This is a genomic window from Kitasatospora sp. NPDC049285, assembly GCF_040678815.1.
Taxonomy (GTDB): domain Bacteria; phylum Actinomycetota; class Actinomycetes; order Streptomycetales; family Streptomycetaceae; genus Kitasatospora.
On record NZ_JBFAQR010000002.1, the window covers coordinates 125,500 to 144,500 of the forward strand.

Consider the following 19,001-nt stretch of genomic DNA (forward strand, 5'->3'; position numbering starts at 1 on the left):
ACGGCGGATTGGTCCATACCAGTATCGGCCGGGTGACCACCGCACCGACCGCTCCCCGCCCGACGGCCTCCCCAGTTCGTCTGTGGGACCGCCAGTTCACCCTCTTCTTCACCGCCCGCACCGTCTCGCTGTTCGGCGACGCGATGATGCCGGTGGCCGCCGCGCTCGCCGTCGGCGCGCTCTACGGCGTCTCCGGGGTCGGCCTCGTCCTCGGCACCTGGACCGGCACCTTCGTCCTCCTGGTGCTCGTCGGCGGGGTGCTCGCCGACCGGTTCGGCGCCCGCCGGATGATGGTCGGCGCGGACCTCGTCCGGGTGCTCACCCAGGGCGTCCTGGCCGCCGCGTTCCTCGCCGGACCGCCGCCGCTGTGGCTGCTGCTCGCCATGGCCTCGCTGGCCGGCGCGGCCGTCGCGATGTTCCTGCCCGGGGTCAACGGCATGGTCCCGCTGGTCACCCGCGACCCCCAGCGCGCCAACGCCACCCTCAAGGTCGCCGACGCCCTCGCCCAACTCCTCGGCCCGGCCCTGGCCGGCCTGCTGATCACCCTGGCCGCGGCCGGCACCGTGTACGCCGTCGACGCCGCCACCTTCCTGCTCAGCGCGCTCTGCCTGGCGCTGCTGCGGCTCTCCGACTCCCGCGCCACCGGCGGAAGTTCACTGCGGCGCGAACTGCGGCAGGGCTGGCACGAGTTCCGCGCCCGGGCCTGGATGTGGTCGGTCATCCTGATCTGGATCGGCTTCGGGATGCTGGTCTTCGGCCCGCTCGTCCCGCTCGGCTCCGCCGTGATCGGCAGCCGCCTCGGCCCGGACGCGTACGGCCTGGCGGTCTCCTCCCTCGGCCTCGGCACCGTCCTCGGCGGCGTCCTGGCCCTCCGCGTCCGCCCGTCCCGCCCGCTCGCCGCGGGCGCCGCAGCGATGGCCCTCTACACCGCCCTCCCGCTCTCCGCCGCCCTCGCCCACGGCCTCCCCGCCCTCCTCGCCGGCCACCTGCTCGGCGGCGCGGGCCTCGCCTTCTGGTCCGTCATGTGGGCCACCACCGTCCAGACCCACACCCCGCCCGCCGTCCTCAACCGGGTCTCCGCCTATGAACTCGCCGGCTCCATCGCCGGCATCACCCTCGGCCAACTCCTCGTCGGCCCCGCCACCGCCCTCGCCTCCCCCCGCCACCTGCTTCTGCTCTCCACCGCCGCCGCCCTCACCGGCAGCGCCGCCCTGCTCGCCGTCCCCGCGATCCGCACCCTGCGCCGCACGGCGAGGCCGTCGTGAGGTCCCCGGTCCGGCCCTCCTTGACGCGGAAGTAAAACGCCTGTTTGAGTTTCCCCATGGCGACAGAACGCACCGACCAGCGCCGCGAGGCCGGCCAGCGCACCCGGGACGGCCTGCTGGCGGCTGCCCTGGAGCTGCTGGCGCAGCGCGGCCGGGACGGCGTGACGCTGCGTGAGATCACCGAGCGGGCCGGGGCGAACGTGGCCGCGGTGAGCTACCACTTCGGCTCGCTGAAGGTCCTGTGCGACGCGGCGGTCGAGTACGCGCTGGAGCGGTACCTGGACGCGCAGATCCGGGCCCTCGCCCCGCTCGACTCCGACGCGACGCTCACCGAGCTGGCCGCCGCCTTCGCGGGCCCGATGGTGCGGGCGATCTCGGCCGGCGGCCACGAGCTGGCCGTCATCCGGACCGTGGCGCGGGTCGGGATCGACCCGCCGGAGGGCTGGCAGCGGCTGGCCGGCAAGTTCGACCGGACCCGCCGGGAGGCCGTCGGGGTGCTCGCGGCCCGCCTGCCCGGGGTCGGCGAGGAGGAACTGGTCTTCCGCACCCGCTGCGCGGCAGGCCTGCTGAACTGGCTCGCCCTGGCGCCGATCGGCACCGAGCTGGCCGCCCTCCCGGTGGCGGAGGTCGAGCGGGTGCTCGTCCCGGTGGTGGCGGGCGCGCTCCGCGGCGTCGCGGACTGACCCGTCGCGGGCTTGGCTTGGCACGGGCCTGACCTGGCACGGGCCGCGAAAGTCAAACGATCGCTTGACAAGCACCGAGTCGCGCGCACAATTTAAAGCAAGCGTTTGATTTCCTTTGCGGGAGTTCGCAGGAAGGGGAGAGTGCGATGACCACCGATGCGGAGGCCCTGGTGCGGGCGGCCTACCGGGCGGCCGAGGGCGACGTGCTGGACGTCCAGGGGTTCATGGACCTGTTCACCGAGGACGGCGTGTTCGACAACGTGGTCGCGGGGGAGACCTACCGCGGCGAGCACCTGGGCGACCTGGTCGCCTTCATGGGCGCCCTCGCGCCGGACGTCCACCGCGAGCTCCACCGGGTCCACGTCATGGGCGACGTGGTCGCCGTCGAGCTGACCATCGAGGGCACCTTCACCGGGCCGTTCGAGACACCGGCCGGGGTGGTCCGGCCCACCGGCGCCCGGCTGAGCATCCCGACCGCCGACTTCTGGTACGTCGAGAACGGCCGGATCAAGGAGTTCAACTGCTACGTCGGCCTCAGCGTGATGCTCGCCCAACTGGGCGTCCAGCCGGACTTCGCCGCCGCCGTGGCGGCCGAGCCGGCGGCGGCGAAGAGTCCGTCATGACCGGATCCCCCGCCGACCTGATGCGCGTCAACCTCCTCGACGTCTTCAACGAACCCGATCGGGACCGCCGGGCGGCGGCCATCGCCGAGCACTACGCCGAGGACGTGGTCTGGCACGAACCGGACCGCATCAATCGGGGCCGGGCCGAACTCGCCCGCCGCGCCGAGGAGGTCCGCGCGGAGAACCCGGATTGGGTCTTCCACCCGGACGGACCGGCCGCGGAGCTCGACGACCTCGGCCACCTCGGCTTCCACTACGGCCCGCCCGGGCAGCCGCCCCTGATCGGCGGGATGGACATCGCCCGGGTCGAGAACGGCCGCATCGCCGAGCTCTACACGATCATCACGAAGACCCCCTGAGGCCGCGGCGCGCGGTCGCCGACGGGCGCGACGGCGTACGGGACTGACCGACCGTCAGGACCACCGCCGCCGTCGCCGCGGCCGCACCCACCGCGACCACGGCCGGCCAGCCGGCCCGCGCCCACGCCAGCGAGCCGGCCACCGAGCCGACGGCGATGCCGGCGAAGCGCAGGGTGAAGTAACAGGTGTTCAGGCGGTTGTGCGCACTCCGGTCCAGGGTGAACAGGGCGCTCTGGCACGCCACTTGGTTGCCCCAGGTGGCCACGTCCAGCGCCACCGTGCCCGCGACCAGCCAGCCGAGGGAGCCGCCGCCCGGCAGCAGCAACGCCCACCCCGCGAGCACCGCCGCCACCAGCGCGGCCGGTCCGCGTCGGGCGCCCAACCGATCCGCGAGCCGTCCCGCCGCCGGCGAGAGCAGTGCGCTCACCGCCGCGACCAGCCCGAACAGGCCCACCGCGGTGGAGCCGAAGCGGTAGTGCCGGTCGAGCAGCAGGGTCAGCGCCGTCCAGAAGGTGCCGAAGGAGACGCCGACCAGGGCGCCGGACGCGGTCACCCGCCGGACCAGCGGATCGGCCGCGAACAGCCGGGGCAGCGAGGCCAGCGCGGCGCGGTAGCGGACCGTCCCGACCGGCGGGAGGGCCGGCAGCGCCCGTCGCAGCACCAGCGTCAGCAGGAGTGTGAGCGCGCAGGAGCACCAGAACACCGCACGCCACCCGGCGGCCGAGGCCAGCGCCCCCGCGTACGTCCGGGCGCCCAGCACCCCGACCAGCAGTCCGGCCTGGACGACGCCCACGGTCCGCCCCGCCGCCCGTTCGCCGGCCAGCGCCACGGCGAGCGGTGCGACCAACTGCGGCACCGGGGAGACCAGGCCCAGCACGAACCCGGCAGCGGCCAGCCAGGCCGTCCCGGGAGCCAGCGCGCAGCCGGCCAGCGCCACCGAGGCGGCCGCGCCGAGCGCGCACACGAGCCGCCGCCGGTCGACGCAGTCGCCGGCCGGGACGAGCAGCGCGATCCCGACGGCGAAGCCGAGCTGGGTGGCGGTGGGGACGGCGCCCAGCAGGGCGGGGGTGCGGTGCAGGTCCCGGGCGGCGGCGCCGAGCAGCGGCTGGCTCAGGTAGACGTTCGCGCCGGTGACCGCCGAGGCGGCGGCGAGCAGTGCGGTCGGCACGGCCCGAGCCCGGGCCCGGGCCCGGGCCCGGTTCTGGGGCCGGTTCTGGACTCGGTTCTGAGCGCGGGCAGCGTGGGGGAGAGCGGAGTCGATCACGTCAGGCCACGCTAGGCAGACCGCTTCTGGCATGCTGTCGCGGGAACGCCCGAGACTGTCGAGAGTGCGCCAATGCATGGCAAGAGCGAGGACCGCGAGGACTACCAGCACGTCCCGAGGCCGCTGGCCGCGATGGCGCGCGACCTCCCGGACGGTCACCACATCCCGCCGCACCGGCACCGCCGCGCCCAGCTGATCTACGGCACCAGCGGGGTCATCACGGTGGTCACCGACCGGGGCAGCTGGGTGGTCCCCGCGACCCGCGGCGTCTGGGTGCCGCCGCGGACCGAGCACGCGATGACCTGCACCGGTCGGGTCCGGATGCGCACCCTCTACGTCGAACCGCGGGCCGCGCCCAATCCGCCCGGCGAACCCACCGTCGTCTCGGTCTCCCCGCTGCTGCGCGAACTGATCGAGGCCGCCACCCGCGTCCCCCTGGAGTACGACCCGGACGGGCGGGACGGGCGGCTGATGGACCTGCTGCTGCTCGAACTGGAGCCGCATCCGGTGCCCGCCCTGCACCTGCCCGTCCCCACCGACCCGGACCTGGAGCGGCTCTGCGCCGCCATCCGGGCCGACCCGGGCGCGGAGTGGAGCACCGCCGCCGCCGCGGCCCACACCCACCTCAGCGCGCGCACCCTGCAGCGCCGCTTCCCCCGGGCGACCGGCATGACGCTCGCCCTCTGGGTGCAGCAGGCCCGCCTGCTGCACGCGGTGATCCTGCTCGCCCGCGCCACCCCGGTCAGCTCCGTCGCCGCCGACCTCGGCTACGCGACGCCGAGCGCGTTCAGCGCGATGTTCCGTCGCACCCTCGGTGTCACGCCCAGCGGCTACTTCGGCTGACCGCGGTCGGGTCGCCCGGCTCAGGCGGTGGCGAGCGAGACCTCGGTCGACTTGATCAGCGCCACCACCGGGGCGCCCTCGGCGAGTCGGAGGTCGGCACAGGCGTCGGCGGTGATCGCCGCGGTCAGCTCGCCGCCGTCGACGATGACCTTGACGCCGGCCATCGCGGCGCCGGTGGAGACCGCGGTGACGGTGCCCGGAAGCTGGTTGCGGATGCTCAGACCGTCCACCGGCCCGGTCGCGAGGGCGACCTCGGTGGACTTCACCAGTGCCCGGACGGCGCTGCCCTCGTGCAGCCCGAGGTCCTTGACCGCGTCCCGGGTGATCGCCGCGGTCAGCTCGCGGCCGCCGTCCAGCCGGACCTTCACGGTCGCCGTGACCTCGCCCTCGGTCACCGAGGTGACGGTGCCGGACAGCTGGTTGCGGATGCTCAGGCTCATGACGCACACCTCGGGTCTCCGGCCGTCGGACGCTGCGACGGCGTTCGGTCGTGGGGGTTCGGTCCGTGGGGTTCGGTCGTGCCTCCACCGTAGCCGGGCAGGACCGCAGGTCACAGCCATCGGCGCGCCGCCGGGCAGCCGCCAGGCCGGAGCGGTGACTCCCTTCGGGCGGGTGTGACACCTGCATCAGAGCACCGGCACTCGGCCCCCTCAACCGGGGCGAAAGCCGTCACACGGCCATGCTCCGGTGGGGCGGGCCTGCTCGTGCATTCCCCGTTCAGCCTGGGACGCGGCGTGACCGGGCACCCGGAACTCGCCCACACGGCAACCGAGTTCACCCGCCTGCTCGCCACCTTCGTCAACGGCGCGCACCGCTCGCTCCTTCATCTCCACGATGTCCGTCCTTCATCGGGCCGATCGGACCGCGACGCCTGAGAGGGTCACGTTCGTGCCCGGCGGGCCATGACGTGCTCGCGTCGCGACACGACGAGGGGTACGGTCATGCGCGGTCCACGAAGGTACGTCAGTCTTCTCGTTTCCGCCGTGATGACGGCTTCGTTAGCCGTGGCCGGCGCAGCGTACGGTGCCACCGCATCCCCTGCCCCGCATCGGGACCCGGTGCGGCACGAGCCGAAAGCGCTGTACGCCAGCCCGTTGAAGCACCCCGATCTGAAGCTGCCCGGTGGCGCGACCCGGGCGGCCGATCCGGCGCCGGCAGCGGTCAGTGAGCTGGTGGGCGCCCGGACGGCGAACTCGTCCACCTGGCGGAACTCCGACGGCTCGATCTCGGTACGCCAGTACCTGGGACCGCAGTACTACCGGACCGGGTCGGGCTGGCAGCCGATCAGCACCGAGCTGAAGGACGTGCCGGACAAGCCGGGTTGGTGGACCTCGTCGGCCAACAGCTGGCAGGCGTCGTTCGGGCCGGCCGATGCCGCCGACGGCTTCGAGCAGCTCACGATCGGCTCGGCGAGGATCGGCTTCACCCCGCTGGGGATCGCCCACCAGTCCTCGCCGGCACCGCGGGTGACGGACTCCACCGCCACCTACGCCGACCTGTGGCCCCACGCCGACCTGCGGGACCAGGTGTCGGCGACATCGGTGAAGGAAGACATCGTGCTGTCCGCGCCGACCGCCCCGGCCGGCTACGCGTTCCGGCTGACCGGCGCCACCGCGCGGGTGAACGACGCGGGCGGCGCGGACGTGCTGGCCGACGGGCACGTGGTGGGCGTCATCCCGCCGGTCACGGTCAGCACCCACACCCCAGGCCTGGCCGCGGGCGCCGACGCCCGGCTCACCGTCACCGGCGACGTGATCCACGTGTCGGTGTCGCCGTCCTGGCTGGCCGGCCTGCCGGCGTCCGCGTTCCCGGTGGTGATCGACCCGACGTTCAGCGGCACGAACTCCCAGACGAAGATGGTCAGCGTCGGCGACCGGGGCGGGGCGCTCACCGGGCAGCTGCAGATGGGCACGGACTCCAACGGCCAGGTGTGGCGGGACGCGTTCTTCGTGCCCGCTCCCACCCTGCCGGCGCCCGTCGTGGGCGCGGGACCGTGGCAGCTCTCCACCCAGGGCATGATCTCCCACTGCAACGGCCCGTGCGGGATCCAGGGGCTGCGGGTGACCGGGCTGTCCACCGCGCCCAACGGCTCGCCGAGCTACGCCGACATCGCGGCCGGCCAGTTGATCAAGGCCGACTCGTCCCCCGACGGCGTCGGTCTGGTGTCGGGCGGGGGCAGCGCCGAGAACAACGCCGCGCTGCACCAGTACATGGCCTCCCGGACGGACGGCTGGTGGTTCGGGGTCCAGGCGAGCTCGGTGGTGATGGCGGGCGACCCGCTGGCCACCTTCGACCCGGCCAACACCTACGCCAGCTTCTACTACATCGAGCAGCCGCCGCCCACGACGATCACGGCACCCGCCAACGGCAGCGTCCTGTCGACCACCACCCCGACGCTCTCCGCGGCGCCGGTGACCGGTGAGGCGCCGTCAGGGTCCCCGTGGGCGCCGATCTACGACTTCCGGATCTCGACGTCCCCGGACGGCAGCGGCACGGTCATCGACTCCAGCTGGCTGGACGATCCGACCTGGACGGTGCCGCCGGGCAGTCTGCACGACGGTGTCACGTACTGGGCGACCGTCCGCGACGCCATCACCCAGCAGTGGTACACCTCCGACCCGAGCTACGTGCCGCCCGTCGCGCCGCGGGCGCCGGTCGGCTTCCAGATCAAGCAGCGACTCGACTCCGGCGGGCCGTCGCCGGTCGACACCGTCGGTTCGCCGCCGCAGGGCACGACCGTGCCCGGCCAGGGCGCACCGAGCATCGGCCTGTCCGCGGGCAGCGAGACCGTCAACATGGTCACCGGCAACCTCTCGGTGATCCAGACCCTGCACAGCCTGGCCACCGCGTCCGGGAACGCGGGACCCGCGCTGGAGTACAACTCCACCACCGCCTCGCTGGCCAAGGGCGGCAACTACGGGCTCACCGGCCAGTACTTCCCGGACACCGGCGGCAGCCACGCCTTCAGCGGGGCGCCGCTCGGGCAGCGCACCGACTCCGGCGTCAACGCGACCTGGAGTTCTGACGTCCCGCCGGTGGGCGGGCTGGAGCTCGGGAAGCCGTTCCTCGTCCGCTGGACGGGTGCGCTGACCCTGCCGGCGGGCCACTGGGTGCTGGGCGGCCTGACCGGCGGCGGGATGCGCGTCTACCTGAACGGCGGCGCCACGCCGGTCTATGACGACTGGTCAGGGGCGGCTACCGGGAACGGCGCGAGCTTCGGCTCCGCCTCGGTGGCCGGCGGGCAGCAGTACACCGTCGAGGTCGACTACTGGGAGAACTTCGCCCGCGGCCGCCAGGTGCAGCTGTGGGCGAAGGACACCGACATCACCGACCCGGGCGTGCAGTCCGCGTTCACCGTCCCCAGCAACTGGCTCACCCCGGCCGCCACGGGCCTGCCCCCGGGCTGGCGGCTGACCGCGGCCCCGGGCAGCGCCGGCTGGACGCGGGCCGACGACCAGGGCAGCCAGGTGGTGCTGACGGCGACCAGCGGCGACACCGCGACGTTCACCAGGACCGCCGGCGGCGGGTACCAGTCGCCGCCCGGCAGCAACGACTTCCTCGGCGTGAACGGCGACGGCCGGCTCCAACTGTCCACCAGCGGCGCCATCTACACCTTCAACCCCGACGGCTCCCTGGCGTCGATGACCACGGCGACCGACGACCGGCACCCCGCCTCGCTGCAGTACACCTACAGCGGCACCCCCGCGGTGCTGACCGCGATCACCGACCCGGTCTCCGCGCGCACCATCCACCTCTTCTACGGCGGCGACCCCGTCTGCACCAACTCCGGCATCGTCGTGGGCATGCTGTGCCGGATCTCCTACTGGGACGGAACCATCGCCACGTTCTCCTACAACAGCGGCGGCCAGCTGTCGTTCGTGTGGGCCCCGGGGCTGGTGCTGACCCAGTTCGGCTACGACAGCGACAACCGGCTGAACTCCCTCCGCGACCCGCTGAACAGCGAGTTCACCACCTACGCCTCGTACGACGGCGAGGGCCCGTGGGAACCCCAGAACTGCCAGGGCCCGCCCGGTCAGGGCTGCCAGCTGGACACCACGTTCAGCTATGACGCCCAGGGCCGCGTCGCGTCCGTCACCCAGCCGGTGGTGACCCCCAGTCAGCTCGGGATCACCGGCGGCGCGCCCCAACCGGTGCGCACCTACAGCTACGCCGCCGGCAGCACCCGGATGGCGATCGCCGGCTTCAGCCCGTCCGCCGGCTACGCGAAGCAGTACCTCTACGACAGCCAGGGCCGCATCACCAAGCACCTCGACTCCGGCAACCACGCTGAGAACACCGCCTTCGACGGCGCCGACCGGCCCGTGGCCAGCATCGACGCGGGCGGCAAGCAGGTCAGCCTGGTCTACGACTCCAACGGCAACATCGTCGACCGGTACGGCCCGGCCCCCGCGGCGTGCTACGGCGGCGCCTGGCCGGCCGGTACCGGTTCGCCGGGGACGCCGTTCGTCGGCTACCTCCCGGTCGCCAACCCGCCGCTCACCTCCGGCTGCCTGACCAACGTGCCGCACACCCACATGGCCTACGACGAGGGGGTCACCGGCCTGGCCGCGACCTACTGGTCCAACGGCCAACTCGCCGGCGCGGCCGCGCTGCACGGCACCGGCGCCGGCGGGACCGAACCCACCGCGTTCTGCGGGACGAGCGGCGGCGTGCTCTGCACCCAGTGGACCGCCGGCACGGCGCCCGTCACCGTCGACTCCGCGAGCAACTGGGGCCTGCGGCTGACCGGCCGGATCACCCTCGGCACGGCGCAGGCCTACGACTTCAAGGTCAAGGACAGCCAGCCCGTCAGGCTGACCATCGACGGGGTCCTCGTCGTGCAGGACAATCCGGCGAGCCACCCCGGGTACACGCCGGGCCAGGTCAACTCCGCGGTCGGGACCGCGACGCTCACGGCAGGGACCCACTTCATCGCGGTCGACTTCACCGGAAACGCCGGCCAGCTCAGCGAGTTCGGCGTGTTCTACGGCGCGCACGGCGCGACCACACTGCCGGTCGTCCCCGACTCGGTGCTGAGCCCGAACTACGGCATGCTCACCAGCTCCACCGACCCGGACGGCAAGGTCGTGCGGACCCAGTACGCGGACGGTGTCGTCGGGCCCGAACTCGGCCTGCCCACCGCGCTGACCAGCGACCCGAACGGGCTGGCGCTGACCACCCGGACCACGTACGAAGCACCCGGGTCGGGCTTCCTGCGCCGCACCTCGACCACGCTGCCGTCCGGCGCGAGCACCACCTACGCCTACTACGGCGGCACCGACGGCCCCCTCGCCGCGGCCTGCGGCGTGGCCGCCGGCACCCCGCAGGGCGGACTGCTGCAGAGCGTGACCGACCCCGCGCCCGGCGGGAGCGGACAGCCCCGGGCCCGCCAGTTCGTCTACACGGCCGGCGGGCTCCAGGCGGGCGTGCGCACCGGACCGGCCAACGCCATCGCGAGCCAGCCCTGGCAGTGCACGGCCTACGACAGCCGCGGCCGGACCACCAGCCAGACCTGGCCCGGCCCGGGCGGCACCACCGCACGGACCGTCAGCTACAGCTACGGCACCTTCCTCAACCCGCTGGTCTCCTCGGTGAGCGACTCCGTCGCGCCCGGCGGCCCGATCACCGTCGTGCCGGACTTCCTCGGACGCACCATCAGCTACACCGACGGTCAGGGGAAGACCACCAGGACCACCTACGACCAGGCCGGCCGGGTGACCAGCACGGCCAGCCCCGCGGGCACGCTGACCGTGAGCTACGACGCCAACAGCAGCCTGCTGTCCGGCGTCGCGCTGAACGGGACCACGCTGGCCACCCCCGGCTACGACGTCGCCGGGCGGGTGACCAGCGTCGCCTACGCCAACAGCACCACCGCGACGATCGGCTTCGACACCCTCGGCCACGAGAACAGCCTGGTCTTCAAGACCCCCACCGGCACGATGGTCGCCGGGGACCAGGCCACCATGTCACCGGCGGGCCGCTACACCAGCGAGCTGATGGACATCAACGGCAGCTCGCTGACCAACCCCAACCCGGCCGGATCCGGCGCGACGGACTACAGCTACGACGGCGCGGGCCGCCTGACCCGCGCCTACCTGGCGACGGGGGCCGTGGCCGACTACGGCTACGCGGCCAACCCGGCCGCCGACGGCTGCTCGGCACCCGGCGCCGGCGCGGACACCAACCGCACCCGGGTCACCGTCACCCCGGCCGCCGCGGCCGCGCAGACGACCGACTACTGCTACAACGGGGCCGAACAGCTCACCGGCACCCTCGCCAACGGCACGGCAGGACCGGGCGCCTACGCCTACGACCCGCACGGCAACCAGACCAACGACGGCACCACGACACTCACCTGGGACGCCGCCGACCGGGTCGCCACCACCACCCCGGCGAGCGGCTCCGCGACCACCTACCGCTACGACGCGCTCGACCGCGTCATCACCCGGCAGACCGGCGGCACCACCACCGGCTACTGGTACGCCGGCCTCGCCGACTCACCCGGCGGCACCGTCGACGCCCTCGGGAACGTCACCTCGGGCTTCTTCTCGCTGCCCGGCGGGGTCTCCGTCACGGCCACCGCGAGCGCCACCACCTGGTCCTACCCGGACCTGCGCGGCAACTTCATCACCACCGCGGACAGTTCGGGCACCCGCACGAGCGGCCCCGTCCTGTACGACCCGTGGGGCCAGACGATCGGCGGCGGCCCGGCCCTCGCCAACACCCCGGGCGGCGGCAGCCTCGGCGCCTACGGGGCGGCGGGGAAGGTCACCGACACCGCGAGCGACATCATCATCATGGGTGCCCGCGCCCTCAACCCGGCCGAGGGCCGCTTCCTCTCGGTCGACCCGATCCAGGGCGGCTGCGCCAACGCCTACGTCTACGGCTTCGGCGACCCCCTGAACAGCAGCGACCTCAGCGGCCAGGGCGGATGCGACGGCACCGGCCCCGTCACGGGCATGCCCGCTCCCGGCTACCACTGCTCGGGCGGCATCTGCAGGTACACCTTCAGCCCCCAACAGACCTCCCAGATCGCCGCGTTCGTGTCGCAGAACTCCAACAGCCTCGCCTCGATGACCGCCACCCTCTCCGGCCTCATCTGCAGCAAGGTCCCCAACCCCGCAGCCATGATCGCCTGCGCCGGAGCAGTCGCGATCATGATCTCCACGACCCAGGACGAACTCATCCAGGTCGCCAACCTCGAACAGAGCCGCCCCGGAGGCGAACTCCAGGTCAGCTGGCACGGCATCGGCGACGTCCCGAACCCGTTCTGGCCGGCCGAGACCACGTACACCGGCGTCAAGATGGTCCCCTGCAAGCAATAGCGACCACGCCCGCACGGGGCGCAGGCTCACCCGAGCCTGCGCCCCGTGCGCGCGTCAGCAGGCGTTCAGCCGGTGTACGGCGCGGCGACGTCCAGCACCCAGGTGACGCCGAAGCGGTCGGTGAGCATGCCGTACAGCGGCGCCCACTGCGCGGGCTCCAGGGGGCTGACGATGGTCGAGCCCGCGGCGAGCCTGCCCCAGAGGGCGCTGATCTCCTCGGCGTCGTCCCCGCGCACCGAGACGAAGAACGGGTTCTCGCCCTGGTTCCAGGGCAGCTGCGAGGGCACGTCGTAGGCCATGACGTGGAAGCCGTCCTGGCCGACCACCTCGCCCCACATCACCCAGTCCGCCTCGCTCTCGTTCCGTACGGCGCCCGCGTCCTTGTAGGTGACCGCGACGGTGCGCCCGCCGAAGACGGACTGGTAGAAGTCCAACGCCTCCCGTGCGGTGCCCCGGAGGTTCAGGTGGGTGGTGGTCGTGACGGACATGATGCGTTCCTCGCCTCGGTGTGACAGGTGTGCGCCGTGACCGGGGGTCGCGCCTCCCGGACGGCTCGGGTGCCACGATGCCGAAAGTAGAGGACAGGACGTGTCCGGTACTCCGGGGATGATGGGTGTCATGCAGAAGACGTCCGCCCGACTGCTCGCGCTGCTCTCGCTCCTCCAGACGCCCCGTTCCTGGTCCGGCGACGATCTCGCCGAGCGTCTCGGGATCACCTCGCGCACCGTGCGCCGGGACATCGACCGCCTGCGCGAACTCGACTACCCGATCACGACCGTCAAAGGACCCGCCGGCGGCTACCGCCTGGAGGCCGGCACGCACCTGCCGCCCATGCTGTTCGACGACGAGCAGGCCGTCGCCCTGGCCGTCGCGCTGCAGACCGCGGCAGCCGGCACCACGGTCGCCGAGGACGCTGCCCGCGCGCTGGCCACCCTCCGCCAGGTCATGCCGTCCCGCCTGCGCCACCGCGTCGACCAGGTGCGCGTCACCGCGGTCCGACCGCCCGAGGCGGTCGGCGACACCCCCCGGGTCGACGCCCAGGTCCTGATCGAGCTGAGCCGCGCCATCCACGCCCGCGAGGAACTGCGCTTCGACTACGTCCCGGGTCCGGGCACCCCGGCCGGTGACGCGCGCCGGGTGCACCCCCACCACCTGGCCACCTGGCGTCATCGCTGGTACCTGGTGGCCTGGGACCTCCACCGCGAGGACTGGCGCACCTTCCGCGTCGACCGCATCCGGCCCCGCACCCCCACCGGCCCCCGCTTCACCCCGCGCGACCTCCCCGGCGGCACCGTCTCCGCCTTCGTCACCAGCCGGTTCCGCGGCAACGAGGGCACCACCACCGACTGGCCGTGCACGGGCGACGTCATCCTCCACCTCCCGGCCGCCCACGTCGCACCCTTCGCCGAGGACGGAATCGTCGTGGACGTCGGCCCCGACCGCTGCCGGCTCATCCTCGGCTCCTGGTCATGGACCGGACTCGCCGCCGCGATCGGCCGCTTCGACGCCGACATCGAAGTCCTCGACCCACCCGAACTGGCCGCCGCGTTCCGGGACTTGGCCGCCCGCTACGCCCGCGCCGCCCGTCCCGCAGGGCAGCGCTGACGAGGGATCCTCGAGGTCACGGCGGTGGTGCGTGCCCCTCGTTGCCGGTCGGTTCCGGGTGGCGGTCAGGTGGTGCCGATGACGCGGATGTCGGCGGCGGAGGTCCACGGGCCGCGGTTGCCGGCCTCGGTGAGGGCGCGCAACCGGACGTAGCGTGCGCTGGTCGGGGGGAGGGAGACGGTCTTGGCGGTGGCGTCGTCGGTGAAGGTGCCGGTGGCGGCACAGCGCGTCTCCCCGCCCATCGAGGTCGCGGGGCACGCCGCCCGATTCACGCCCCGCAGCAGAAGACTGCCGTTGATAACGCTGCCGCTTCGGGAGTAGAGCTCGAACTCGCTGCGCGGAACAAGCTTCCCGGTACCGGCTTCCCGTCCGACGAGGGCCACCTGGCGGCCACGCGCGGGAGAAGTTGACGAGCTCGGGCGCCCTGCCTGCCCGTTCTCCGTTTCACTGTCATTTCACATCGCGAGCCGTCAGACGATCGATGGCGGGTCCGAAGACAGCGTCTCCGCAGGTCAGGAGGGCGCTGACCTGCGGAAACGATGAGAGACCGACCTGCGTTTCCGCAGGTTGGAGGCACTCCTACAGGTCGTAGTACAGCTCGAACTCGTGCGGGTGCGGGCGCAGGGCGATCGGGGCGATCTCGTTGGTGCGCTTGTAGTCGATCCAGGTCTCGATCAGGTCGCTGGTGAAGACGCCGCCGGCCAGGAGGTATTCGTGGTCGGCTTCGAGGGCGTCGAGGACGGCGCTGAGGGAGGCGGGGACCTGGGGGACGGCGGCGTGCTCGTCGGGGGCGAGTTCGTAGAGGTCCTTGTCGACGGGCTCGAGGGGCTCGATCTTGTTCTTGATGCCGTCGAGGCCGGCCATCAGCATGGCGGAGAAGGCCAGGTAGGGGTTGGAGGCCGGGTCGGGGGCGCGGAACTCGATGCGCTTGGCCTTGGCGTTGGACCCGGTGATCGGGATGCGGATGGCGGCGGAGCGGTTGCGCTGCGAGTAGACCAGGTTGACCGGGGCCTCGAAGCCGGGGACCAGGCGGTGGTAGGAGTTCACCGAGGGGTTGGTGAAGGCGAGCAGCGAGGGGGCGTGCTTGAGGATGCCGCCGATGTAGTAGCGCGCCATGTCGGACAGGCCCGCGTACCCCTGCTCGTCGTAGAAGAGCGGGGAGCCGCCGGTCCACAGCGACTGGTGGACGTGCATGCCGGAGCCGTTGTCGCCGAAGATCGGCTTGGGCATGAAGGTCGCGGTCTTGCCCGCCCGCCAGGCGACGTTCTTGATGATGTACTTGAACAGCATCAGGTCGTCGGCGGCGTGCAGCAGGGTGTTGAACTTGTAGTTGATCTCGGCCTGCCCGGCGGTGCCCACCTCGTGGTGCTGGCGCTCGACCGCGAGCCCGGCCTTGGCGAGCTCCAGCGACATCTCGGCCCGCAGGTCGGCGAAGTGGTCGACCGGCGGGACGGGGAAGTAGCCGCCCTTGTACTTGACCTTGTAGCCGCGCGCGTCGCCCTCCGCGGAGCCGGTGTTCCAGGCACCCGCGACCGAGTCGATGTGGTAGTACGAGGCGTTGGCGCTGGTCTCGAAGCGCACCGAGTCGAAGACGTAGAACTCGGCCTCGGGCCCGAAGTAGGCGGTGTCGGCGATGCCGGACGAGGCCAGGTAGGCCTCGGCCTTGCGGGCGACGTTGCGCGGGTCGCGGCTGTAGGCCTCGCCGGTGATCGGGTCCTGGATGAAGAAGTTGATGTTGAGGTGCTTCTCGGTGCGGAACGGGTCCAGCCGCGCGGTCGACAGGTCCGGCACCAGGGCCATGTCGGACTCGTGGATCGCCTGGAAGCCCCGGATCGAGGAACCGTCGAACATCAGCGTCTCGGCCGGGTCGAAGGTCGCGGCCGGGACCGCGAAGTGCTGCAGCACGCCCGGCAGGTCGCAGAACCGGACATCGACGAACTTGATGTCGTTGTCCGCGATGTACTGCTTCACCTCGTCGGCGTTGGTGAACATCCGTCCTCCTCCTCGGCGTGCACGGAAGCCCCCGTACAGGGGCCTCACGATAGGAACGCCCCGTTTCCGGCTCGTGACTCGCTTGTTTCCCACATGTTAACCAGGCCACTCGGCGGGCTGGCAAAGCGGTACGGTTCCGGGCAAATCTCCATGCTCACCGCCCCGATGCTCCACAACTGGTCCAGACCACTTGTGGCACTCGGCCCCACCCGGTTCACCCGCGTGGCACACCGCCCGGGCGCGCCGCACCGACGCCCGCCGCCGGGGCGGATGTAGGGCCCGGTTAGGGTGGATTCGTGGACACCAGAGAAGCACTCGGATCGTGGATCGACGGCCCGAAGGCGGCCGCCGAGAAGATGGGCGCCGACTTCGGCTACCGCGGCGAGCGCCTCGGCCTCCCGCAGACCGGCCCGGGCTCGATCGCCGGCCCCGGCCGCCGGATCGGCGCGCTGTTCGTCGACGGCTGGCTGGTCAGCCTGGTCGCGTACGGTCTCCTGGCCCGCGGTGAGCAGAGCACCGCCAACCTGTGGACCACCCCGCTGTTCTACGCGGTGACGGCGCTGTTCCTGGCCACCACCGGCACCACCGTCGGCAAGCGGCTGTTCGGCCTGCGGGTGGTCCGGCTGGACGGCCGGCGCGCCACCATTCCGCAGGTGCTGCTGCGCACCCTGCTGCTCTGCCTGGTCGTCCCGGCCCTCGTCTGGGACCGCGACACCCGCGGCCTGCACGACAAGGCGGTCGGCACCGTCGAGGTCCGCATCTGAGCGACGGCGAGAACGAGCGCCAGAACGTCGAACGGCCCCGCCGGCGAGAGCACATCTCGCGAGCGGGGCCGTGGTGTCGTGTGGGGGAGTGGAGCGGGGAGCGGAGGCCGGAACGGGCCTCAGCGCGCGCCGCCCTTGGGCATCCGGGCGCCCTTCGGCATCGGGCCCTTGGGGATCGGCGCCTTGGAGAGCAGGTCGCCGAGCGCGCGCAGCCGGTCGCTGGTCTCGGTGACCTGGGCGGCGCTGATCGAGCGCGGCAGCCGCATCAGGTGCACCTGGAGCTTCTTCAGCGGGATCTCGCCCTCGCCGTTGCCGACCATGATGTCGTGCACCGGCACGTCGCCGACGACGCGGGCCATCTTCTTCTTCTCGGACGCCAGCAGCGGGCGCACCCGGTTCGGGTTGCCCTCGCCGATCAGCGCGATGCCGGCCCGGCCGACCGCGCGGTAGACCGCGTCCTGGTTGCGGGTGACCGCGACCGGGGTCTGGTTGGCGCTCCAGCCGCGGCGGATGTTGCCCAGCACCGCGGCGACCGCGCCCGGCTGGCCTTCCATCTGCCCGAACGCGGCCCGCTCGGCGCGCCGGCCGAAGACGATCGCGACCGCCAGCACCGCGACGACGACGCCGAGGATGCCCAGGTAGACCGGGTGGCCGAGTGCGAAGCCGATGGCGAGGAACACGCCGAAGGTCAGCAGGCCGACGCCGGCGATGATCAGGCCGATCTTGGAATCGACCTTCTTGGTCATGACATAAGCCTGGCGGATCTGTGCGATCCGCCCAGGGGTATCGGAATTTTGCCTCGCCATACCGCTCATGGTACGTGGCGGCCACCGCGATCATCCAAGGCGGTGCCGGTTCGTGACCCTGGTCTTTCCCTGAGCCGGCCGGGCGCGCAGGCCGACGGTCGTCCCACGGCCGACCAGCGGGTCAGGCGCTGCGGCCGAACACCTGCACGGCCTGCTCGCGTTCGCCGGCCAGGCGCCGGTTCTCGCACACCGCGGCCCACGCGTTGCGGCGGGCGCCGCGGATCAGCACCTGCTCCGCGTACTTCGCGTACTTCATGGCAGACCGGATTCCGGTACGCATCTCGACACCACTCCTCGACCCGGGTACCGCTCAAGCGTCCCGGACGCCCGTTACCGTACGGTGACCCGGTCGTCAATGCCACGTGAAACGTGGGCGCTTACGCCGATCGGCCGCGCAGACCGCACAGCCGAGCGAGGCCGCGCGAGGCCGCGCAGACGCGCCGAGGGCGGGCCCGGCAGCGGACCCGCCCTCGGCGGCGTGCGAACGGCGACCTCAGACCGCGGCCTTGGCGCGGTGCTCCAGCGCCTGGCGGTACAGGCGGCCGGCGCGGTACGAGGAGCGCACCAGCGGGCCGGACATGACGCCGGCGAAGCCCAGCTCCTCGGCCTCCTGCTGCAGCTCGACGAACTCCTGCGGCTTGACCCAGCGCTCGACGGGGTGGTGGCGCACCGACGGGCGCAGGTACTGGGTGATGGTGATCAGCTCGCAGCCGGCGTCCACCAGGTCGGACAGCGCCTCGCTGACCTCCTCGCGGGTCTCGCCCATGCCGAGGATCAGGTTGGACTTGGTGACCAGCCCGGCCGCGCGGGCCTGGGTGATGACGTCCAGGGAGCGCTCGTAGCGGAACGCGGGGCGGATCCGCTTGAAGATCCGCGGCACCGTCTCGACGTTGTGCGCGAGCACCTCGGGACGGGAGGAGAAGACCTCGGCGAGCTGCTCGGGCACCGCGTTGAAGTCGGGGATCAGCAGCTCGACGCCGGTGCGGCCGGCCTCGCGGGCGGCGGTCATCGCGTGCACCTGGCGGACCGTCTCGGCGTACAGCCAGGCACCGCCGTCCGCCAGGTCGTCGCGGGCGACGCCGGTGATGGTGGCGTAGTTGAGGTCCATGGTGACGATGGACTCGGCGACCCGGCGCGGCTCGTCCCGGTCGAACTCGGCGGGCTTGCCGGTGTCGATCTGGCAGAAGTCGCAGCGGCGGGTGCACTGGTCGCCGCCGATCAGGAAGGTCGCCTCGCGGTCTTCCCAGCACTCGAAGATGTTGGGGCAGCCCGCCTCCTGGCAGACCGTGTGCAGCCCCTCCTTCTTCACCAGGGACTGCAGGGCGTTGTACTCCGGCCCCATCTTCGCCCTGGTCTTGATCCACTCCGGCTTCCGCTCGATGGGGGTCTCGCTGTTGCGGACCTCCAGGCGGAGGAGCTTCCTGCCGTCGGGTGCGACAGCGGACACGTGTGACTCCTAGAACTAGACGGGG

At 72.4% G+C, this 19,001-nt stretch carries 16 protein-coding genes; 8 read left to right on the plus strand and 8 right to left on the minus strand.

The genetic code is table 11. The features are described 5' to 3' along the window. Window positions 1-32 precede the first annotated feature (32 nt). From AB0K51_RS02350 to AB0K51_RS02365, 4 genes are all read left to right on the plus strand, one after another. On the plus strand, window positions 33-1,265 hold the full coding sequence (locus AB0K51_RS02350) for an MFS transporter (protein WP_363449587.1): 1,233 nt from the start codon (window positions 33-35) through the stop codon (window positions 1,263-1,265). 56 nt (window positions 1,266-1,321) lie between these two features. Beyond that, window positions 1,322-1,948, plus strand: coding sequence for a TetR family transcriptional regulator (locus AB0K51_RS02355; RefSeq protein WP_363449589.1), 627 nt, complete (start codon window positions 1,322-1,324; stop codon window positions 1,946-1,948). A 146-nt stretch (window positions 1,949-2,094) separates the two neighbouring features. Beyond that, entirely contained in the window at window positions 2,095-2,571 is a 477-nt protein-coding gene (locus tag AB0K51_RS02360) for a nuclear transport factor 2 family protein (RefSeq protein WP_363449591.1), read from the plus strand. Beyond that, window positions 2,568-2,930, plus strand: a complete 363-nt coding sequence (locus AB0K51_RS02365; protein WP_363449593.1) for a nuclear transport factor 2 family protein — start codon at window positions 2,568-2,570, stop codon at window positions 2,928-2,930. The genes AB0K51_RS02360 and AB0K51_RS02365 overlap by 4 nt, the downstream gene beginning before the upstream one ends. Here AB0K51_RS02365 and AB0K51_RS02370 read toward each other — a convergent pair. Continuing rightward, the gene (locus AB0K51_RS02370; RefSeq protein ID WP_363449595.1) at window positions 2,914-4,098 is read right to left on the minus strand and encodes an MFS transporter; all 1,185 of its coding nucleotides are present in this window, start codon (window positions 4,096-4,098) and stop codon (window positions 2,914-2,916) included. The genes AB0K51_RS02365 and AB0K51_RS02370 overlap by 17 nt on opposite strands. Before the next feature lie 168 nt (window positions 4,099-4,266). Between AB0K51_RS02370 and AB0K51_RS02375 the strand changes: the two genes are divergently transcribed. Beyond that, window positions 4,267-5,037: a helix-turn-helix transcriptional regulator gene (locus AB0K51_RS02375; protein ID WP_363449597.1), complete on the plus strand. Its 771-nt coding sequence runs from the start codon at window positions 4,267-4,269 to the stop codon at window positions 5,035-5,037. Window positions 5,038-5,057: 20 nt separating this feature from the next. Here AB0K51_RS02375 and AB0K51_RS02380 read toward each other — a convergent pair whose 3' ends face one another. Then, on the minus strand, window positions 5,058-5,477 hold the full coding sequence (locus AB0K51_RS02380) for a TOBE domain-containing protein (protein WP_363449599.1): 420 nt from the start codon (window positions 5,475-5,477) through the stop codon (window positions 5,058-5,060). Window positions 5,478-6,131: 654 nt separating this feature from the next. Here AB0K51_RS02380 and AB0K51_RS02385 point away from each other — a divergent pair. Further along, the gene (locus tag AB0K51_RS02385; RefSeq protein WP_363449601.1) at window positions 6,132-12,362 is read left to right on the plus strand and encodes an RHS repeat-associated core domain-containing protein; all 6,231 of its coding nucleotides are present in this window, start codon (window positions 6,132-6,134) and stop codon (window positions 12,360-12,362) included. A gap of 65 nt (window positions 12,363-12,427) precedes the next feature. Here AB0K51_RS02385 and AB0K51_RS02390 read toward each other — a convergent pair whose 3' ends face one another. Further along, window positions 12,428-12,850, minus strand: coding sequence for a VOC family protein (locus tag AB0K51_RS02390; protein ID WP_363449603.1), 423 nt, complete (start codon window positions 12,848-12,850; stop codon window positions 12,428-12,430). Window positions 12,851-12,980: 130 nt separating this feature from the next. On the opposite strand from AB0K51_RS02390, the gene AB0K51_RS02395 reads away from it, so the two are divergent. Further along, complete coding sequence (locus AB0K51_RS02395; protein ID WP_363449605.1) at window positions 12,981-13,967, plus strand: WYL domain-containing protein; 987 nt, start codon at window positions 12,981-12,983, stop codon at window positions 13,965-13,967. Between the two features lie 65 nt (window positions 13,968-14,032). Here AB0K51_RS02395 and AB0K51_RS02400 read toward each other — a convergent pair whose 3' ends face one another. Then, complete coding sequence (locus AB0K51_RS02400) at window positions 14,033-14,239, minus strand: hypothetical protein (RefSeq protein ID WP_363449607.1); 207 nt, start codon at window positions 14,237-14,239, stop codon at window positions 14,033-14,035. A 307-nt stretch (window positions 14,240-14,546) separates the two neighbouring features. Then, entirely contained in the window at window positions 14,547-15,959 is a 1,413-nt protein-coding gene (glnA, locus tag AB0K51_RS02405) for a type I glutamate--ammonia ligase (RefSeq protein ID WP_363449609.1), read from the minus strand. A gap of 296 nt (window positions 15,960-16,255) precedes the next feature. Between glnA and AB0K51_RS02410 the strand changes: the two genes are divergently transcribed. Further along, the gene (locus AB0K51_RS02410; protein ID WP_363449612.1) at window positions 16,256-16,723 is read left to right on the plus strand and encodes an RDD family protein; all 468 of its coding nucleotides are present in this window, start codon (window positions 16,256-16,258) and stop codon (window positions 16,721-16,723) included. Window positions 16,724-16,842: 119 nt separating this feature from the next. On the opposite strand, the gene AB0K51_RS02415 is transcribed toward AB0K51_RS02410, so the two are convergent. The 3 genes from AB0K51_RS02415 to lipA form a co-directional block, all read right to left on the minus strand. Next, the gene (locus AB0K51_RS02415) at window positions 16,843-17,529 is read right to left on the minus strand and encodes a DUF4191 domain-containing protein (protein WP_363449614.1); all 687 of its coding nucleotides are present in this window, start codon (window positions 17,527-17,529) and stop codon (window positions 16,843-16,845) included. A 121-nt stretch (window positions 17,530-17,650) separates the two neighbouring features. After that, window positions 17,651-17,809, minus strand: coding sequence for a hypothetical protein (locus AB0K51_RS02420; protein ID WP_363449616.1), 159 nt, complete (start codon window positions 17,807-17,809; stop codon window positions 17,651-17,653). A 213-nt stretch (window positions 17,810-18,022) separates the two neighbouring features. Beyond that, window positions 18,023-18,976, minus strand: a complete 954-nt coding sequence (gene lipA, locus AB0K51_RS02425; protein WP_363449618.1) for a lipoyl synthase — start codon at window positions 18,974-18,976, stop codon at window positions 18,023-18,025. Window positions 18,977-19,001: the final 25 nt, after the last annotated feature.

Bases quoted from the DNA above. Each gene is read 5' to 3' on its own strand.
- AB0K51_RS02355 (WP_363449589.1), top strand. From the start codon at position 1,322: ATGGCGACAGAACGCACCGACCAGCGCCGCGAGGCCGGCCAGCGCACC.
- AB0K51_RS02360 (WP_363449591.1), top strand. From the start codon at position 2,095: ATGACCACCGATGCGGAGGCCCTGGTGCGGGCGGCCTACCGGGCGGCC.
- AB0K51_RS02365 (WP_363449593.1), top strand. From the start codon at position 2,568: ATGACCGGATCCCCCGCCGACCTGATGCGCGTCAACCTCCTCGACGTC.
- AB0K51_RS02375 (WP_363449597.1), top strand. From the start codon at position 4,267: ATGCATGGCAAGAGCGAGGACCGCGAGGACTACCAGCACGTCCCGAGG.
- AB0K51_RS02380 (WP_363449599.1), bottom strand. From the start codon at position 5,477: ATGAGCCTGAGCATCCGCAACCAGCTGTCCGGCACCGTCACCTCGGTG.
- AB0K51_RS02390 (WP_363449603.1), bottom strand. From the start codon at position 12,850: ATGTCCGTCACGACCACCACCCACCTGAACCTCCGGGGCACCGCACGG.
- AB0K51_RS02395 (WP_363449605.1), top strand. From the start codon at position 12,981: ATGCAGAAGACGTCCGCCCGACTGCTCGCGCTGCTCTCGCTCCTCCAG.
- glnA (WP_363449609.1), bottom strand. From the start codon at position 15,959: ATGTTCACCAACGCCGACGAGGTGAAGCAGTACATCGCGGACAACGAC.
- AB0K51_RS02415 (WP_363449614.1), bottom strand. From the start codon at position 17,529: ATGGCGAGGCAAAATTCCGATACCCCTGGGCGGATCGCACAGATCCGC.
- AB0K51_RS02420 (WP_363449616.1), bottom strand. From the start codon at position 17,809: ATGCGTACCGGAATCCGGTCTGCCATGAAGTACGCGAAGTACGCGGAG.